Source organism: Leifsonia sp. 466MF (assembly GCF_900100265.1).
In the GTDB taxonomy this organism is placed as follows: Bacteria; Actinomycetota; Actinomycetes; order Actinomycetales; family Microbacteriaceae; genus Leifsonia.
In genome coordinates, this window is the sequence record NZ_LT629696.1 from 3,245,602 (window position 1) to 3,260,502 (window position 14,901).

The 14,901-nt window shown below is 69.9% G+C and carries 15 protein-coding genes; 2 read left to right on the top strand and 13 right to left on the bottom strand.

Annotated elements, in window-relative coordinates; all coding sequences use genetic code 11:
- Nucleotides 1–14: 14 nt before the first annotated feature.
- Nucleotides 15–620 carry a TetR/AcrR family transcriptional regulator gene (locus tag BLR91_RS20055; RefSeq protein WP_157694622.1) on the top strand — a complete coding sequence of 202 codons (606 nt, stop codon included), beginning with the start codon at nt 15–17 and terminating at the stop codon, nt 618–620.
- A 59-nt stretch (nt 621–679) separates the two neighbouring features.
- On the opposite strand, the gene BLR91_RS15435 is transcribed toward BLR91_RS20055, so the two are convergent.
- The 11 genes from BLR91_RS15435 to BLR91_RS15485 all read right to left on the bottom strand — a co-directional run bounded on the left by BLR91_RS15435 (nt 680) and on the right by BLR91_RS15485 (nt 11,998).
- Nucleotides 680–868 (bottom strand): hypothetical protein, encoded by a 189-nt coding sequence (locus BLR91_RS15435; RefSeq protein WP_089880505.1) that lies wholly within the window; start codon nt 866–868, stop codon nt 680–682.
- Between the two features lie 8 nt (nt 869–876).
- Nucleotides 877–1,311, bottom strand: a complete 435-nt coding sequence (locus BLR91_RS15440; RefSeq protein ID WP_089881767.1) for a hypothetical protein — start codon at nt 1,309–1,311, stop codon at nt 877–879.
- A 17-nt stretch (nt 1,312–1,328) separates the two neighbouring features.
- Entirely contained in the window at nt 1,329–2,063 is a 735-nt protein-coding gene (locus BLR91_RS15445; RefSeq protein ID WP_089880502.1) for a DUF4397 domain-containing protein, read from the bottom strand.
- Nucleotides 2,064–2,222: 159 nt separating this feature from the next.
- Nucleotides 2,223–4,178 (bottom strand): glycoside hydrolase family 127 protein, encoded by a 1,956-nt coding sequence (locus tag BLR91_RS15450; RefSeq protein WP_089880499.1) that lies wholly within the window; start codon nt 4,176–4,178, stop codon nt 2,223–2,225.
- Nucleotides 4,175–5,890, bottom strand: coding sequence for an amylo-alpha-1,6-glucosidase (locus BLR91_RS15455; protein WP_089880496.1), 1,716 nt, complete (start codon nt 5,888–5,890; stop codon nt 4,175–4,177). Before BLR91_RS15455 ends, BLR91_RS15450 begins: the two co-directional genes overlap by 4 nt.
- A 2-nt stretch (nt 5,891–5,892) precedes the next feature.
- Nucleotides 5,893–6,711 (bottom strand): carbohydrate ABC transporter permease, encoded by an 819-nt coding sequence (locus BLR91_RS15460; RefSeq protein ID WP_018189611.1) that lies wholly within the window; start codon nt 6,709–6,711, stop codon nt 5,893–5,895.
- Nucleotides 6,708–7,679, bottom strand: coding sequence for a carbohydrate ABC transporter permease (locus tag BLR91_RS15465; protein ID WP_089880493.1), 972 nt, complete (start codon nt 7,677–7,679; stop codon nt 6,708–6,710). Before BLR91_RS15465 ends, BLR91_RS15460 begins: the two co-directional genes overlap by 4 nt.
- A gap of 37 nt (nt 7,680–7,716) precedes the next feature.
- Nucleotides 7,717–8,967, bottom strand: coding sequence for a sugar ABC transporter substrate-binding protein (locus BLR91_RS15470; protein WP_020075757.1), 1,251 nt, complete (start codon nt 8,965–8,967; stop codon nt 7,717–7,719).
- Nucleotides 8,968–9,037: 70 nt separating this feature from the next.
- Nucleotides 9,038–10,045 (bottom strand): LacI family DNA-binding transcriptional regulator, encoded by a 1,008-nt coding sequence (locus tag BLR91_RS15475; RefSeq protein ID WP_018189608.1) that lies wholly within the window; start codon nt 10,043–10,045, stop codon nt 9,038–9,040.
- Nucleotides 10,046–10,451: 406 nt separating this feature from the next.
- Nucleotides 10,452–11,465 carry a LacI family DNA-binding transcriptional regulator gene (locus BLR91_RS15480; RefSeq protein WP_020075758.1) on the bottom strand — a complete coding sequence of 338 codons (1,014 nt, stop codon included), beginning with the start codon at nt 11,463–11,465 and terminating at the stop codon, nt 10,452–10,454.
- 92 nt (nt 11,466–11,557) lie between these two features.
- The gene (locus BLR91_RS15485) at nt 11,558–11,998 is read right to left on the bottom strand and encodes an MSMEG_6728 family protein (protein WP_231918946.1); all 441 of its coding nucleotides are present in this window, start codon (nt 11,996–11,998) and stop codon (nt 11,558–11,560) included.
- A gap of 124 nt (nt 11,999–12,122) precedes the next feature.
- On the opposite strand from BLR91_RS15485, the gene BLR91_RS15490 reads away from it, so the two are divergent.
- On the top strand, nt 12,123–12,947 hold the full coding sequence (locus tag BLR91_RS15490) for an alpha/beta fold hydrolase (protein ID WP_089880485.1): 825 nt from the start codon (nt 12,123–12,125) through the stop codon (nt 12,945–12,947).
- Nucleotides 12,948–13,003: 56 nt separating this feature from the next.
- Here the strand turns inward: BLR91_RS15490 and BLR91_RS15495 are convergent, their stop codons facing one another.
- The gene (locus BLR91_RS15495; protein ID WP_089880482.1) at nt 13,004–13,747 is read right to left on the bottom strand and encodes an alpha/beta hydrolase; all 744 of its coding nucleotides are present in this window, start codon (nt 13,745–13,747) and stop codon (nt 13,004–13,006) included.
- Between the two features lie 179 nt (nt 13,748–13,926).
- On the bottom strand, nt 13,927–14,664 hold the full coding sequence (locus BLR91_RS15500) for a GntR family transcriptional regulator (RefSeq protein WP_089880479.1): 738 nt from the start codon (nt 14,662–14,664) through the stop codon (nt 13,927–13,929).
- Nucleotides 14,665–14,901 lie beyond the last annotated feature (237 nt).

A 14,901-nucleotide genomic window follows, 5' to 3' on the forward strand; every position in this document is an offset into this window, starting at 1 on the left:
ACACCGGGAGGACCATGTCGACCGCTGACGGAGCGCGGCGCCGCAATCGTGCCGAGACGACGGCGGCCATCGAGTCCGCCGCCGTGGCCCTCGTCAACGAGCGGGGCTACGACGCCGTCACGGTCGACATGATCTGCGAGAGGGCGGGCATCTCGCAGCGCACCTTCTTCAACCATTTCAAGACGAAGGATGCGGCCGTCATCGGCACGGACGGCCCGCGCGTCGACCAGGGCCGTGCCCGGCGCTTCATCATCGAACGCGAGCCGCTGCTCCCGTCGGCACTGAGCCTGATCGCGCTACCGGCGGTGGCAGATGACGCGGACCGCGCCGCGCGGCTCCGCGCGGTCGGGAGCCACCCCGACTTGGTCGCGCGCCAGCTCGAGCAATTCGGAACCATCCAGTCCGAACTGGCAGAGATCCTCCGACTGCGGCTCGAGAACGAGAGCCCCGACGCCGACCCCGTCGATCTGGCCGACCAGGCAGCGCTGGTCAGCCACATGCTCGCCGGGACGTTCCGGTACATGGCGGAGGCGGCGGCGGCCCCCTCCCCCGCGAACCCGGCCGAGATCGGGCAGCGGATCGGGCGCCTGCTCCGCGACCTGAGGCCGCCCCTGGCGTGACGAGAGCAGTCCGCTTCGGAACGACGTCTGGCTGACGGAGCGGACCGCCGACCGAGCTATCACGCGCTCAGCTGCTCCGCGCCCGGCTCCTCCGCCAGCCGCTCGAAGACGAGCGCGAGCACGGCGCGCTCACGGCGACTGAGGCGGGCGACGATCGGAGCCAGTTGCTCGACGGTCGGCGCGGCGGGGAGGCGGACGGCGAGGTCGCCGAGTGCGGCCGCGATATCGTCCGCGGTGGCTGCAGACATGATTTCTCCTACTGGGGTGGTTTCTGTGAGATGCCGGGTGCGGCGGTCGTGCGTCCCGCGCCGAGCAGCAGCCGGGTGCGGCCGCCGTCGGACTGCAGGAAGCCCAGCCGCCCGGGGACGCACGAGATGAGCGCGCCCTCCCGGGAGAGGAAGACGCGGTGCAGGGCGGAGGCGAGGGTCGTGATCTCGTCCTCCACGAGTCCGTCCTTGACCAGGACGCAGGTGTCGGGCGCCCCGCGGGCGACGAGCAGGGCGTGAACGTCGCGCTCGGGCAGCGCGCTCACGTCGAGCGCGCTGCCCTCCTTCAGGGCGACCGGGCCGGTGAGCCGGCTCCGGAACTCTCGCCGGCCGCGCGTGGTCACGCGGCCGGCGAGAAGAAGGACCCACTGCTGGGAGAAGAACTCGTGCACCGTCGCAGTGATGTGGGCCTCCACGACTCGCACAGCTTCCTCCTCGACGATCAGCGATGCAGCATCCACGGGACGTCGAACAGGCGCCCCTGCCGCAGCGTCTGGACGGCGACCGTCAGGGTGCCCGCGCTGGCGCTCCCCCAGGCGTAGACGATCGTGTCGGTCTTGGCCGTCACCGGGACCGCCGCCGGTCCGATGACCGGGGCCGTCGTTCCGGCAAGCGCCACCGACGCATTCACCGTGCCCGCGGGAAGCACCAGTGCCGCCTCGTTGGGATTGGTCAGACCGGTGATCACCGGAGTGCCACCGGCGAGCACATCCACCGCCGGAGCAGCCGCGGTGTGCCGCACAACCAACCGGCCGGTGCCGGACGGCGAGACGGACAGGTCGTTCGTGAAGACGCTCGCCGTCGGCGTCCCGGTCGGCGTGAGGTGCGCGGCCACGGTGTAGCTGGTGTTCCGAGCGAACGAGACCGTCACCGGTCCGATGACGGGATTCCGGTCGTTACGCGCATCGGCCGCGGTGATCGCCAGGCGGTAGGTGCCCGACGGCAGCAGATACGGGCCGGCGAACGTGCCGGGCTGGAAGTCGTTCAGCACCCGCAGGCCGTTCACGTACACATCCACCGGCATTGCGGGAACGCCGTGGAAGACCGACACCTGCGAGATGCCGAACGGGCGCCAGGTGGATGGATGCGGCGCCGCGTTCGCGGGCGCCGCCACCCCGATCAGGGCAAGCGCTGCGCCGATGGCGACGCCGATCCGCCACTTCCGAGTCCTCGTCATGATGAACCCCTTCGTCTCCGCGGAAGAACCGTGTGTGCTCCCACGGGTTCATTCGGCTGAAGAGGGGCGATCGGATGCACCCGGTCCGGAGAAAATCCCAAACCGGGGAGAGAAGGACTCGGCTGCCGGCCCCGATGACTCGCCGGCAGCCGAGCGTCGTCAGCCTGCGGCGGGGATCCACACCCGCATCAGGCTCGGTCCGCGGTTCGCCCAGTGGGCGTAGGGGATGAGGCCCGCCGTGACCGCCTGGCCCGACCGGGCGGTCACGGCGGAGTCGAGGCGGAGGTACGGCCAGTCGTCGGTAAGGTTGCGGTCGGCATCGTCGCGGTCGTCGTTGCGCCCATCTTCCACGATCAGCCGCACGGACGCACCGTCTGCGGTGGAAACCGGCGCAGTTCCCGTGTCGACCCGGACGCGATCGAACCCTGTCGTGCCGGGCAGATCCACCGACTCCAGGCACAGCACGAGCGGCCCGCGCTCGACGGCGACGGTCCCGCGCACGGCGTCGACCGCGTCGGGTGCGACGGTGAACCGCGGGGAGGTGTCGAGGTCGAGCACCAGCTCGTCGCCCGGAGCGAAGGCGCGGCGCAGACGCAGGGTGTCGCCGTCGACAAGGACGGGTTCGCCGTTCAGGCTCGCGCGCGCCCGGCCGCGAGACCAGGCGGGGATGCGCAGGCTCAGGGTGAACTCCGACGCTTCGGCCACCGAGACGACCACTCGACCGTCGAAGGGGTAGCCCGTGCGCACCGCGAGCGCGACGTGCCTGCCGTCCGGGAGGGCCGTGTCCACATCCAGATCCGCGTACTGGTGGAGTTGGACGCCGTCGCCGTCGGCCGTCGCGAAGTACGCGCCGACACTCGCCAGCGTGCGGGCGACGTTCGTCGGACAGCAGGACACCTCGAACCAGGGCGCGCGGAGGTTGGCCTCTGCGCGCTCGCTCAGCTCGTCGTCGTGCGTCTCCGACGCCAGCTCGCGCTGGTGCAGAGTGTTGGCGTAATAGAACGCGCGGCCGTCCTCGCGGGGAGAGACGAGCACCGCGTTGAGGAGGGTCCGCTCGATGAGGTCGGCGTGAGCCGGGTCGGCGGTCTGCAGGAGCAGGCGCCAGCTGACCATGACGGAGCCGATGGCGGCGCAGGTCTCGGCGTAGGCGCGATCCGGCGGCAGTTCGTGGTCGGCGCCGAACTCCTCGTTCTGGTGGTGCGAGCCGATCCCGCCTGTGAGATAGGTGCGGTGCGCGACCGTCCGTCGCCACTGGTTCTGCACGGCGGCGAGCAGGCCGTGGTCGCCGGTCTCGACGGCGACATCGGCCGCCCCGGCCGTGAAGTAGGCGGCGCGGACCGCGTGCCCGCGCAGCACGGTCGCGTCGCGGACCGGCACGTCGTCGAGGAAGTAGTCGCTGCCCTGGAACAGGGTCGTGGCGAGGGTCCGCCGGCCGCGCCGCTCGACGAAGATGCGCGCCAGGTCGATGTACCGCTGCTCACCGAGGGCGCGCCCCAGCTCGACCAGCGCCGGCTCGATCTCCGGGTGACCGCAGATCGCATCCCGGCCGCCCTCGCCGAACTCGCGGGCGACGTGGTCGGCCAGCCGCCGGGCGGTCCGGACGAGCACGTCGTCGGGATGCCCGCTCCTGGCACGCGCGACCGCCGCCTGGAAGAGGTGGCCGAAACAGTACAGTTCGTGGCCCCACTCGAGATCGCTGTACCGCGGACGCTGACCGGGACGCCCGAAGGCGGTGTGCAGGTAGCCGTCAGGCTCCTGCGCCGCCGCCACCCGGGCGACTAAGGCCGAGTAGCGCGCCTCGAGCCCGGCATCGGGACGACGGCCGAGCTCCCAGGCCATCGCCTCGAGCAGCTTGTAGACCTCCGAATCGACGAACTCGATCCCGTCGTGGTGCTCGGCGACCGTGCCCGCGGCGGCACGGTCGAAGTTGCCGATCCAGCCGATCCGCTCCATCCACGTCTCGCAGTGGTCGAGGATGACGGTCGCGTTGAGCTGCTGCTTGTCGGCCCAGAATCCGCCCGAGATGCGGACCTCGTCCGGTCCGAGCGGCCGGAGGAGGCTGCGGGAGGGGACAACCGGTCCCCCGGTCAGAAGGGCGGTCGAGGTGAGGGTCATCGTTCTCCCGACGGTCGGTGGCTGGCGAGCAGCAGATAGACCGCCGCCGTCCAGGTGTAGGCGCGGTCGCGCAGGCCGTCGCCGGTGAGGGCGTCGAAGTTCTCGGCGAATCCGGAGCGCTCGCAGGCGGCGAGGAAGGCGTCCGCGACCCGGTCGGCCAGCTCGCCGTGCCCGGCGCGGCGCAGGCCGTCGACGATGAGGTGGGTGCTCGGCGCCCAGACCGGTCCGCGCCAGTAGCCGTCGGCGGTGTACTGCGCAGAGTCAGGCAGCTCGGTCGCCGGTCCCCACGGTGTGAGGTGGGCCTCGACCGCGGCGGCGAGCGCGGACGCGATGTCGGCGGGAAGACGGTCTCCGAGCACGATGGGGAGCGACCCGAGCAGGCTCGTGGAGGTGGACGGCCGCCCCGAGGCGACCGACCGGGCGACGAAGTGATCGCCCGCCCACAGCTCGTCGAACAGCGCCCGCTCGATCGCGATCCGCTCGTCCTCCCATTCGGCCGCAGACTCTCCGAGCTCGACCGCGAGGCGGCCCAGCTCCTCCAGCTGCAGGATGAGGAACGCGGCGAGGTCCGGCGACTCGACCACCCGATCCCGGTCGAAGAGCGTGGAGTTGTCCCACCCGCTGTCGTTGCCGTGCTGGTAGTACGGGAGCGCATGACCGGGTGCGCGGCGGCTGTCGAGCCAGAACCGCGTCCAGGCGGAGAGCCTCCGGTACACCAGGCGCAGGGCGCCGTCGTCGAAGGGTGTGGAGACGCGCTCCCGCAGGAGCCGGAACGCCCAGCCGTGGATGGGCGGCTTCACGAAGTTGTAGAGCACCTCGGAGTGCGTGACCGAGTCGGGCAGCGCTCCGCCCGCGTCCTGGTGATCAAAGGGCAGGAGCAACTGGTCGAGGGCGGCCTCCGCATCGAGCGGTGCGAGGGCGAGGGCGTTGAAGCAGTGGTCCCACGACCAGACCTTGTCCATCCAGTGCTTCGACATGAGCACCGCCTCGCGGCCGACGAAGCCGCCGGGCTCGACGGTGGCCGACCAGAGCACGTACGCGGCCTTCACCGCGGTGGGCGTCGCCTCCGCCCCGGCCAGCAGGCCGGAGCAGTACGCCGCGAACTCCGCTCGGCGGTGCCGCACCAGGTCGTCGAAGGAGGTGGTGGCATCGAGTGGACGCAGACCCGCCTCCGTCTGCTCCAACCGGACCTCCCACAGGTCGTCGGCGCCGAACGCCACCTCCCGGGCTCCGCTGCCGAGCAGCCCGTCGCCCACGATCTCCGCCGAACCGGCCAGAACCGTGAACCGGTAGCGCCGGCCGGTCTCGTAGCTGGTCAGCGTGATGGCGCCGTCGACGGGATCGGTGAACAGGTACCCGCCGGTGAACGGCGTCAGCTCGTCGGAGGCGGCGAACCGCATCCCGAGCCCCCGGCCGCGGAAGCGTATGGCTCCGGGATGCTCGAACACGGCCTCGACGATCCCGTCGCCCGCCGTCCAGGCGACGCGGGAGGCTGTGGCCTCGACACGGGCCGCGGTGGCGGCGCCGACGACCGGCGTGAGCCGGAGCACGGCGTGCATCCCGGTGACATGGCTGACGAGATGGAGGTCGTCCGAGACCTGGTGCGTGCCGATCACCGGCGAGATGTCGAGCCAGCTGCCCCGGACGGAGAACGGGATCTCGGACAGGTCGACGGCGACGTCGGTCGACGCGATGGTGCTGAGGTTCGTCACGGTCAGTCCTTCACGGCCCCGGCGGTGACACCGGCGGCGACGTAGCGTTGCGCGAGAACCAGCAGCACGGCGGCGGGCACCGACGCGACCACGGCGGTCGCCATGATGGCGTTCCACTCCTGGTTGTTGTTGCCGATGTACTTGTAGATGCCGAGCGTGATCGTCTGCAGAGCCCCGCCGCTGTTCAGCGTCGACGAGAACACGAAGTCGGACCACGCCCAGAGGAACGCGAACAGCGACACCGTGACGATGGAGTTGCGGCTCACCGGGAGCACGATCGAGCGGAACGTGCGCCAGGTGCTCGCGCCGTCGATCTTCGCGGCGTTCATCAGCTCGTCGGGGATGCCGGACATGAACGCGCTGAAGATCAGCACGCCGAACGGCACGGCCAGCGTCGAGTCCGCGATGATCAGGCCCCACAGCGTGTTCAGGATGCCGAGGTTGAGGTAGATCGCGTAGAACCCCATCGCCATGATGATCCCGGGGATCATCTGCGCGATGAGCAGCAGGAAGTTGAGGACTCCACGGCCGCGTGGGCGCAGCTTCGCCAGCGAATACGCGGCCGGAGCCGAGATCGCGACCGTGAGGATCACGGTGCCGATCCCGACGAGCAGGCTCGTGCCGAGGTACGGCAGCTGCTGGTCGAGCACGGCCTGATAGCCCTCGAAAGTGGCGTGGATGGGGAACAGGTCCGGCGGGCTCTTCCGCATCAGACTCGTCGGAGTCAGCGAGACGTTGATCATCCAATAGACGGGGAAGAGCATCACCAGCGTCAGCACCACACCGACGACGGTCTTCCACCAGGGCCGCTTGCCGTTCATGCGAGGTCCTGCTTCCTCTGGGTGCGGATGTACACGAAGCCGAAGACGAGCGCGAGGATGATCAGCAGGTTGCCGACCGCGGCCGCCGGGCTGAAGTCCGGCAGGGTCGAGGCGAACCCGAGCTGGTACGACCAGGTCGCGAACGTCGTGGACGCCGTTCCGGGCCCGCCGCGCGTCATGATCCAGATGATGTCGAACACCTTGAGCGTGTAGATCAGCCCGAGCAGCAGGGTGATCGCCGACACCGGGCGCAGCAGCGGGAAGGTCACACGCCAGAAGCGCTGCCATCCGTTGGCCCCGTCGATCGACGCCGCCTCGTAGAGCTCCTGCGGGATGTTCTGCAGGCCCGAGTAGAGGATGACCAGGTTGAAGGGGATGCCGATCCAAATGTTCGCGATGATGACGCTGGTCAGCGCCCAGTCCGGCGAGGTCAGCCAGTTGATCCCGGGCAGCCCGAACGCCTCGAGCGCCGCGTTGACGACGCCGGAATCGCTGTTCAGCATCCACGACCAGGTGGAGGCGGAGACGATCAGCGGAAGCAGCCACGGCACCAGGAAGAGGGCTCGCAGCGTGGCCGAGAGGCGGAAGTTCTGGTGGAAGAACACCGCCAGCGCCAGCCCGATCGTGAACTGGAACGCGATCGAGACGAGGGTGAAGACGGCGGTGTGCCAGAACGCCGGCCCGAAAGTCGGATCCTGCAGCACCTTGATGTAGTTGTCGAGCCCGACGAACGGGGCGTCGCCCATCACGAACGACCGGACGGTGTAGTCGCGGACGCTGAGCTCGACGTTGCGATAGAGCGGCCACGCGTAGAACACGACCAGGTAGATCACGACGGGGGCGAGGAACGCCCACGCCGTCCACGAGCCGCGCCGACGCCGGCGCCGGGGCGCGGGCGGGACGGCGGCTCGCACCGTCCCACCCCCGTCCGTGGCCGTGCCGCGCGACGCTGTCTGAGTTGTCGTCATCGGTGTTTCCTCAGTTGCGTTGCTGGTCGTGCTCGGGTTACTTGGTGGCTGCGGCCGCTGCCGTCTGGGCCGCCTTCAGGGCGTCCGCGGGCGACTGCGCTCCGCTGAGGGCGTTCTGGACCGCGGTCCAGAGCTCCTTGGAGATCTTCGGGTACTTCGTGCCGAGGTCGTCGCTGGTGCGGCCCTTCGCTGCGGCGACGGCGTCGACCCACGGCTGCAACTCCGGGTTCGCGGCGACCTGCTCCTTCTGCGCCGCCTCCGTGGGGGCGATGTAGGAGAGCGTGGTGTCGGTCTTCACGAAGCTCTTCGTGCTGGTGAGGCACTCGGCGATCTTCTTCGAGGTGGCGTAGCGGGCGGTGTCCTTCTGCACGGGGAGCGTCATGAACTCGCCGCCGGTCGGAGCGGGAGCCGCTCCCCCATCCATCGCCGGGATGCTGAGGATGCCGTAGTCGATCCCGGCCTTCTTCACGTTGCCCAGCTGCCAGGTGCCGTTCTCACCGAACGCGAAGTCACCGGTGGCGAACTCCTGCCACGACGTCGTCTGCGTGTTGTTGATGACCGAGTTGGGGGCGTATCCCTTCTTCACCCAGTCCGTCCACAGCGAGAGCGCCTGCTCGGCCTTGTCCGAGTCCAGCTTCGTCAGGTTGGCGCCGGAGCCCCAGAACCACGGCAGGAACTGGAAGCTGCCCTCCTCGGTCCCGATCGCCGAGAAGGTGATTCCCTTCTTGCCTGCGGCCGTGACCTTGGCGAGGGCGTCGGTGAGCGTCGACCAGTCCTTGATCGAGCTCGCGTCCACACCGGCGGCCGACAGCACGGCCTTGTTGTAGTAGAGCGCCAGGGTGTTGGCCCCGATCGGTACGCCGTACGTCTTCCCGTCGAGCTGACCGGCAGCCAGGATGTTCTTCTGGATGTCGGACGTGTCGAGCTTGTTCTCCGACGTGGTGGTCAGGATGCCGGCCTCGGCCAGCGTCGAGACGACCGGGTTGTCGACGAGCAGCAGGTCGGGGGAGCTGCCCTGCTGGCCGGCGAGCAGCGCCTTGTTGGTCAGGTCGCTGGTGTCGTAGCCGGTGCGCTTCACGGTGACTCCGGCCTCCGTTCCGCACTGCTCGACGAGCTTCGTCCAGTCGGCCGATGCGTCGAACTGCGGGTACGGATCCCAGAACGTGTAGGTGCCTCCGGCGCTTCCGCTCGAGCCGGAGCCCGAGCCCGAGCAGGCGGCGACGCCGGCGACGACCGCCGCGGCGACGACCGCTGCGCCGAGCAGGCGCGAGGTCTTCTTGGTGATCACAGTATTCCTCCTTGAATCGTGCACTGGGGCGAGTCCGGCCGGGGGCGCTGAGCGTGCTGCGTGGGGCGGTTCATCGGGTGCTCCCACGGTCGGTTATTTCGGGGGCGACGAATCTCGTCACCGCCGGACCGGCGAGATCGGGTGAGGTGATCCGCCGGACGAGCTGCCGGACCGCGGAGCGGCCCAGCTCATCGGGTGAGCTCTCGACTGCCGTGTACGGCAGGGAGAACGCTCGGCCGAAGTCCTTCGCGTAGAGGCTGACGACCGAGAGGTCGTCGGGCGTGCTGACGCCGCGTGCGGTGAGCACCGAGGGCAGCGCCGCGATCGTCGCGTCGTTGTGCACGATGAGCGCGGTGGCGGTCGGCCGGGCGTCGAGCATGGCGTTGATGCTCCGGCCGATCTCGGGCTGCCGCGCCTCGCCGTAGTACGGGTGCATCTGCAGGCCGTAACGGGCGGCGCGCTCGAGGGCCGCATCCCGGAACCGCCAGCCGTAGGCGCCGCCGCGCTCGAAGACGTGGAGCGGGGGCGACACGACGATGATCTCGCGGTGACCGCGCGCGTACAGGTGGTCGACCAGCATGCGGGCGGACTCGCCGAAGTCGAGGTCGAAGACGTCGAGGCCCTCAGTGTGCTTCGGGAGGCCGACCAGGGCTCCGGGCTGCGCGGCGTCACGGAGGGTGGCCAGGCGCGGGTCTTCGTGGACGACGTCGAGCAGGACGACGCCGTCGACCATCCCGGAGCTGGTGACCCGGCGCAGGGCGGCGACGCTGTCGAGTTCGGTGACGAGCAGGATGTCGTAGCCGAGCTCGCGGGCCGTGTCGGACACCGGGAGGATGTACTCGAGCATGGCGGGGGCGAACTCGTCGGCGTGGAACTGGGTGAGCAGGCCGATGACCATCGTCTGCGAGGTGGCGAGCGCGCGGGCGCCCGCGTTGACGATGAAGCCGAGGTTCGTGATCGCCTCGTCGATGCGGCGGCGGGTGTCAGGGGAGATGGAGCGCTTGCCGGAGAGGGCGTACGAGACGGTGCTCGTGGAGACGCCGGCTGCACGTGCCACGTCGGTGATGGTGACGGCCATCGCGCCCCTCCTTCGCTCCATCGGGAAGTCGTCGGCCCGACTGCTGTCGAACCGCTTCGATGAAGATAGCGCGCTCGCGCGTGCTGCACAAGTCGAACCGCTTCGCTCCCGCGCGAATCGGCACATTCTCGCCCCGATTCAGGCCGCAGACGGCCCGTTATACCCCCTCTCCGGGCGTGCCTGACCTCGTCACCGAACCGCTTCGACGCATCCCCGCCCCGCGAGATTTGGCGCAAATCGCGGGAAACGCGCCGCTATTACCGAGATTTGGCGCAAATCGTGGGAAAGCGGCCGCGATAACCGAGATTTGGCGCAAATCTCGCGCGGGGACGGGCGGAGATTCGGCACGAATGTGCGGAAAGGAGCGCTCAAAACGCACATTCGGCACGAATGTGCGTGGCGCGGCTCAGACCGCGCGCGTGCTGCCCCGGTCGACGAACCCCGGCTCGATCAGGCGCACCTGCGGCGCCTCGGCGCCCTCGGGATCGGCGATGCGCTCCACGAGGCGGGACACCGCCCACTCCCCCAGCAGCTCCGGACGCGTGTCGACGGAGGTGTACGGCAGCGAGAACGCCGTCCCGAACTCGGCGGAGAACATGCCGACGACGGAGAGGTCGTCCGGCACCGAGATCCCGCGCTCATGCAGCAGCGACGGCAGCGCGGCGATCGTTGCGTCGTTGTGCACGACGAGAGCCGTCGCGGACGGATACCGGTCGAGCGCGGCCGTGACGGCCTGCCCGAGAGCGGGCTGGCGCGACTCCCCCTCCACGATGTGCAGCTGCATGCCGTGGCGCGCCGCCCGCTCCGCCGCCGCATCGCTGAACCGCCAGGCGTACGAGCCACCGCGCTCCGAGACGTGCCGTGGCGGCGTGACGAGCACGACCTCCCTGTGCCCGAGGCCGTGCAGGTGATCGAGAGCGTTCCGTGCCGCCTCGCCGAAGTCGAGGTCGACCGCGTCGAAGCCCTCGGCGTTCTTCGCATACCCGATGAGTGCGGCCGGCTGGCGGGTCTGCCGCAGCGGTTCCAGTCGCGGGTCGTCGTAGGTGACGTCGAGGAGGACCACTCCGTCCACCATCGCCGACGACGTCGTGCGGCGGATGGCCGCATCCACGTCCGGGTCCGTCACCATCAGCAGGTCGAACCCGTGATTGCGTGCCGTCGTCGACACCGGCAGCACGTACTGCAGCATCGCGGGCGCGAACTCGTCCTCCTGGAACTGGAGGAACAGCCCGAGCACGTTCGTCTGCGACAGTGCCAGGGCGCGGGCGCCGGCGTTGGGCGTGAAGTCGAGCTCCACGATGGCCCGCTGGATGCGCTCCCGCGTCTCCTCGGAGATGGCCCGCTTGCCGGACAGCGCGTACGACACCGTGCTCGGGGTCACCCCCGCGACCCGTGCCACATCCCGGATCGTCGCCGCCATCGCCCCTCCAGCCGTTCGCCGTGTCAATTCTCACACGGGCGCGCGAATCGAACCGATTCGAACCTCGTCGCGCGTTGGCTCAGTGCGTTGGCTCACTCCCGCGTCGGCCCCGGCCAGACGTAGGGCAGATCGTCGGGCACCCCCGGAAACAGCGGCCCGTAGAACTCGGCGTCCTTGCGGACCAGGTTCGACTGGTGGCTGCGGTGGAAGTCCGGGTCGCCGATCCACGGCGGCAGCTCCAATTCCTCCTGCGACAGCGCCTCGACCTCCGGCGCGAAAGCCAGTACCTGCGGCCGCACGGTGTCGGCGTGGCCCTGCTCGATCCACGCGTCCGTCGACTCGAGCGCGTACTTCGTCAGCGCGGGGAGGTATCCACGCCACATCTTCGCGACGGGATGGTGGCGCCAGCCGTACCCGGGAACGGTGATCGCCCGCAGAACCTGCAACGCCTCGACGCGCTGCTTCCCCATGCGCGCGCGGTCGAGCACGCGAACGCTCCGGGCGAAAGACGGATAGGGCAGGAAGGTCTGCACGCCCGTCACGGTACCCGCGTCAGCCCCTGGCACTCGCTCCGTACCGACGGCTAGGTTGAGAGCGCGCCGAACGTTCCGCAGCACCGTCCCACAGCACCCCGCTTCGCCACTCCCGGAGGGAACCATGGGCACTGTCACCACGTCAGATGGCATCGAGATCTACTACAAGGACTGGGGAACCGGTCAACCCATCGTCTTCAGCCACGGCTGGCCGCTTTCGGCCGACGACTGGGACACCCAGCTGCTGTTCTTCCTGCAGCACGGCTACCGCGTCGTCGCCCACGACCGCCGGGGCCACGGCCGTTCCACGCAGTCCGGCGACGGGCACGACATGGACCACTACGCCGCCGACCTGCGGGCCGTGGTCGAGGCGCTCGACCTGCACGACGCCATCCACGTCGGCCACTCCACCGGCGGTGGCGAGGTCGCTCACTACATCGCGACCTACGGTGAGGACCGCGTCGCCCGGGCGGTGCTGATCAGCGCTGTGCCGCCGATCATGGTGCAGACCGAGAACAACCCCGGCGGTCTGCCGAAGAGCGTCTTCGACGACCTGCAGGCGCAGCTCGCCAAGAACCGGTCGGAGTTCTACCGGGCACTGCCGTCGGGCCCGTTCTACGGCTTCAACCGCCCCGGCGTGGAGTCGTCCGAGGCGATCATCGAGAACTGGTGGCGCCAGGGCATGATGGGCGGCGCGAAGGCGCACTACGACGGGATCGTCGCGTTCTCGCAGACCGACTTCACCGAGGACCTCAAGAAGATCTCGGTGCCCGTCCTCGTCATGCACGGCGAGGACGACCAGATCGTGCCGTACGCCGACTCGGGCCCCCTCTCGGCGAAGCTCGTCCAGAACGGCACGCTGAAGTCGTACCCGGGCTTCCCGCACGGGATGCCGACCACGCAGGCCGAGACGATCAACGCCGACCTGCTGGAGTGGCTCCAGTCGTAGCGTCCGCCGACGCGAAGGATCGGGCCACCCGCCTTCCGGCGGGTGGCCCGATGTCGTCAGCGCAGGTGCCGGGCGAAGAACCGGGCCGCGCCCTCGCCGGCGAACGCGGGGACACCGCGGTGGCCGCCGAGGTTCGCCTGCAACGTCTTCTCCGTCGAGCCGAACGCGTCGAACAGGTCGAGCGCCGCCTGCCGGTCGTTGCCCTCGTCATCCCATTGCAGGAGCACGTGCAGCGGGATGGTGACCTGCCGTGCCTCCTCCTGGATGACGGACGGGATGTAGCTGCCGGCGAAGAGCCCGGCCGCGACCACCCGTGGCTCGGTGAGAGCCAGCCGGACGCCGATCGAGATGAATCCGCCGGAGTACCCGACCGGACCGGTGATCTCCGGCAGTGCGAGAGCCGCATCCACCGCCGACCGCCATTCCGGGACGGCGCCCTCGACGAGCGGGAGCACGAGACGGTCGACGAGGTCAGGGCCGACCGGGTCTCCCGCCGCGAGCGTGCGACGGAGGTCGGCGCGCGCCTCCTCCGTCACCGCCGATGGGGGGCGGTCGCCCGTCCCGGGCAGCTCGATGGTGAGCGAAGCGAAGCCGTCGGCCGCGGCCTGTCGCGCTCGCCCGACGAGCCGCGGGTACATCTGCTCGACGCCGCCGGGATGCCCCAGCAGGATCAGCGGGACGGGCGCGGAGGAGGATGCGGATTCGGGCGCCCACAGGATGCCCGGGATTCCGCCGAGGGTGAATCGGCGCTCGGTGACGCCGTCGACGAGGTGTGGTGCTGAAGTGAAGTCGAAGTGCATGGTCGTGCCTTTCGTGGAGTGCCTGAAGGGCGCTCCCGGACGACCTATCGCCCGACCGTGTCCTCAGAGAAGAGCACCCACGTCGTTTCGTTCATGGGTATCACCTCCTCGATCTGCTGCACGGACGCCGGAAGCCTAGCACCGGCTCGCCCTGCGATCATCCCCGAGCCCCGATCGACTCAGCCGCCCATCCTCCGCATCGCCGCGGCGGTGAGCCGGGTGTGCACCTGGAAGGCGACCGTTCCGGGGACGTAGCGGTCCTCGCCGTACTCGATCGGGCGGCCTCCGGCGTCGGAGCTCTCCCGGCGAAGCCGGAGCAGTGGGGACGAACGGCGCACGCCGAGCAGCTGGGCGTCCTCGCTCGTCGCGGCGGTCGCGTCCAGCGTGTTGTCGGCCTGGCCTGTGACGATCCCGAAGCGGTCGAAGAGCACCTGCACGACCGAGGCCTCGCGCGGTGAGAGCGACTGGATGATCGGGATCATCCAGGTGGCGTACGTGGTCCGCTCGAGCATCACGCGCCGGCCGTCGAGTGTGCGGAGCCGGACCACCCGCAGCACCTCGTCCCCCTCGTCGAGGTGGAGGCGGCGGCGTTCGGCGACGCGGGCGGGCGCGGTCTGGAGCGACACCACCTGGCCGCCCGGTGTCATCCCCCTGCTCCGTGCCCACTGGGCGAAAGAGCGCAGCTCGTCGAACTCCTGCCCTTGGCGCGCCGCGGCGACGACCCACGAGGAGCCCTGGCGCGAGGTCAGGTCGCCGCGGGCGCGCAACAGGGCGAGCGCCCGCCGCACGGTGCCGCGGGCGACGCCGTAGGTCTCCGCCATCCGGTTCTCCGACGGCAGCGAGGTGCCCGCGCCGAACTCGCCCTGGAGGATGCGCGCGCCCAGGTCCTCGGCGATCTCTCGATACAGCGTCGGCATGTTCGGTCCTTCCGCTCATCCTGGTCGCGTGCGTCCGCCCGGGTGCAAACACTTGTACAGACCAGTGTGACCGCTCTCCCCGGTATCCCGCGCGTCCGTGCCCCTACGCCACGCTGCTGAGTGCGCAGACGGTGCCAGGTGGACGGCTCCGGTTCGACGGCCGTTCACCCGTACGTCGCGAGCACGCAGGGTCCGCGACCGCTGCGGTCGGTTGGGTGGGGACCTGTGCCGACGGGC

What these genes read in the sequence shown, in the direction of transcription:
- BLR91_RS15475 (WP_018189608.1), bottom strand. Translation starts at nt 10,045, where the DNA reads ATGGCCGTCACCATCACCGACGTGGCACGTGCAGCCGGCGTCTCCACG.
- BLR91_RS15460 (WP_018189611.1), bottom strand. Translation starts at nt 6,711, where the DNA reads ATGAACGGCAAGCGGCCCTGGTGGAAGACCGTCGTCGGTGTGGTGCTG.
- BLR91_RS15435 (WP_089880505.1), bottom strand. Translation starts at nt 868, where the DNA reads ATGTCTGCAGCCACCGCGGACGATATCGCGGCCGCACTCGGCGACCTC.
- BLR91_RS15445 (WP_089880502.1), bottom strand. Translation starts at nt 2,063, where the DNA reads ATGACGAGGACTCGGAAGTGGCGGATCGGCGTCGCCATCGGCGCAGCG.
- BLR91_RS15500 (WP_089880479.1), bottom strand. Translation starts at nt 14,664, where the DNA reads ATGCCGACGCTGTATCGAGAGATCGCCGAGGACCTGGGCGCGCGCATC.
- BLR91_RS15480 (WP_020075758.1), bottom strand. Translation starts at nt 11,465, where the DNA reads ATGGCGGCGACGATCCGGGATGTGGCACGGGTCGCGGGGGTGACCCCG.
- BLR91_RS15450 (WP_089880499.1), bottom strand. Translation starts at nt 4,178, where the DNA reads ATGACCCTCACCTCGACCGCCCTTCTGACCGGGGGACCGGTTGTCCCC.
- BLR91_RS20055 (WP_157694622.1), top strand. Translation starts at nt 15, where the DNA reads ATGTCGACCGCTGACGGAGCGCGGCGCCGCAATCGTGCCGAGACGACG.
- BLR91_RS15490 (WP_089880485.1), top strand. Translation starts at nt 12,123, where the DNA reads ATGGGCACTGTCACCACGTCAGATGGCATCGAGATCTACTACAAGGAC.
- BLR91_RS15495 (WP_089880482.1), bottom strand. Translation starts at nt 13,747, where the DNA reads ATGCACTTCGACTTCACTTCAGCACCACACCTCGTCGACGGCGTCACC.
- BLR91_RS15465 (WP_089880493.1), bottom strand. Translation starts at nt 7,679, where the DNA reads ATGACGACAACTCAGACAGCGTCGCGCGGCACGGCCACGGACGGGGGT.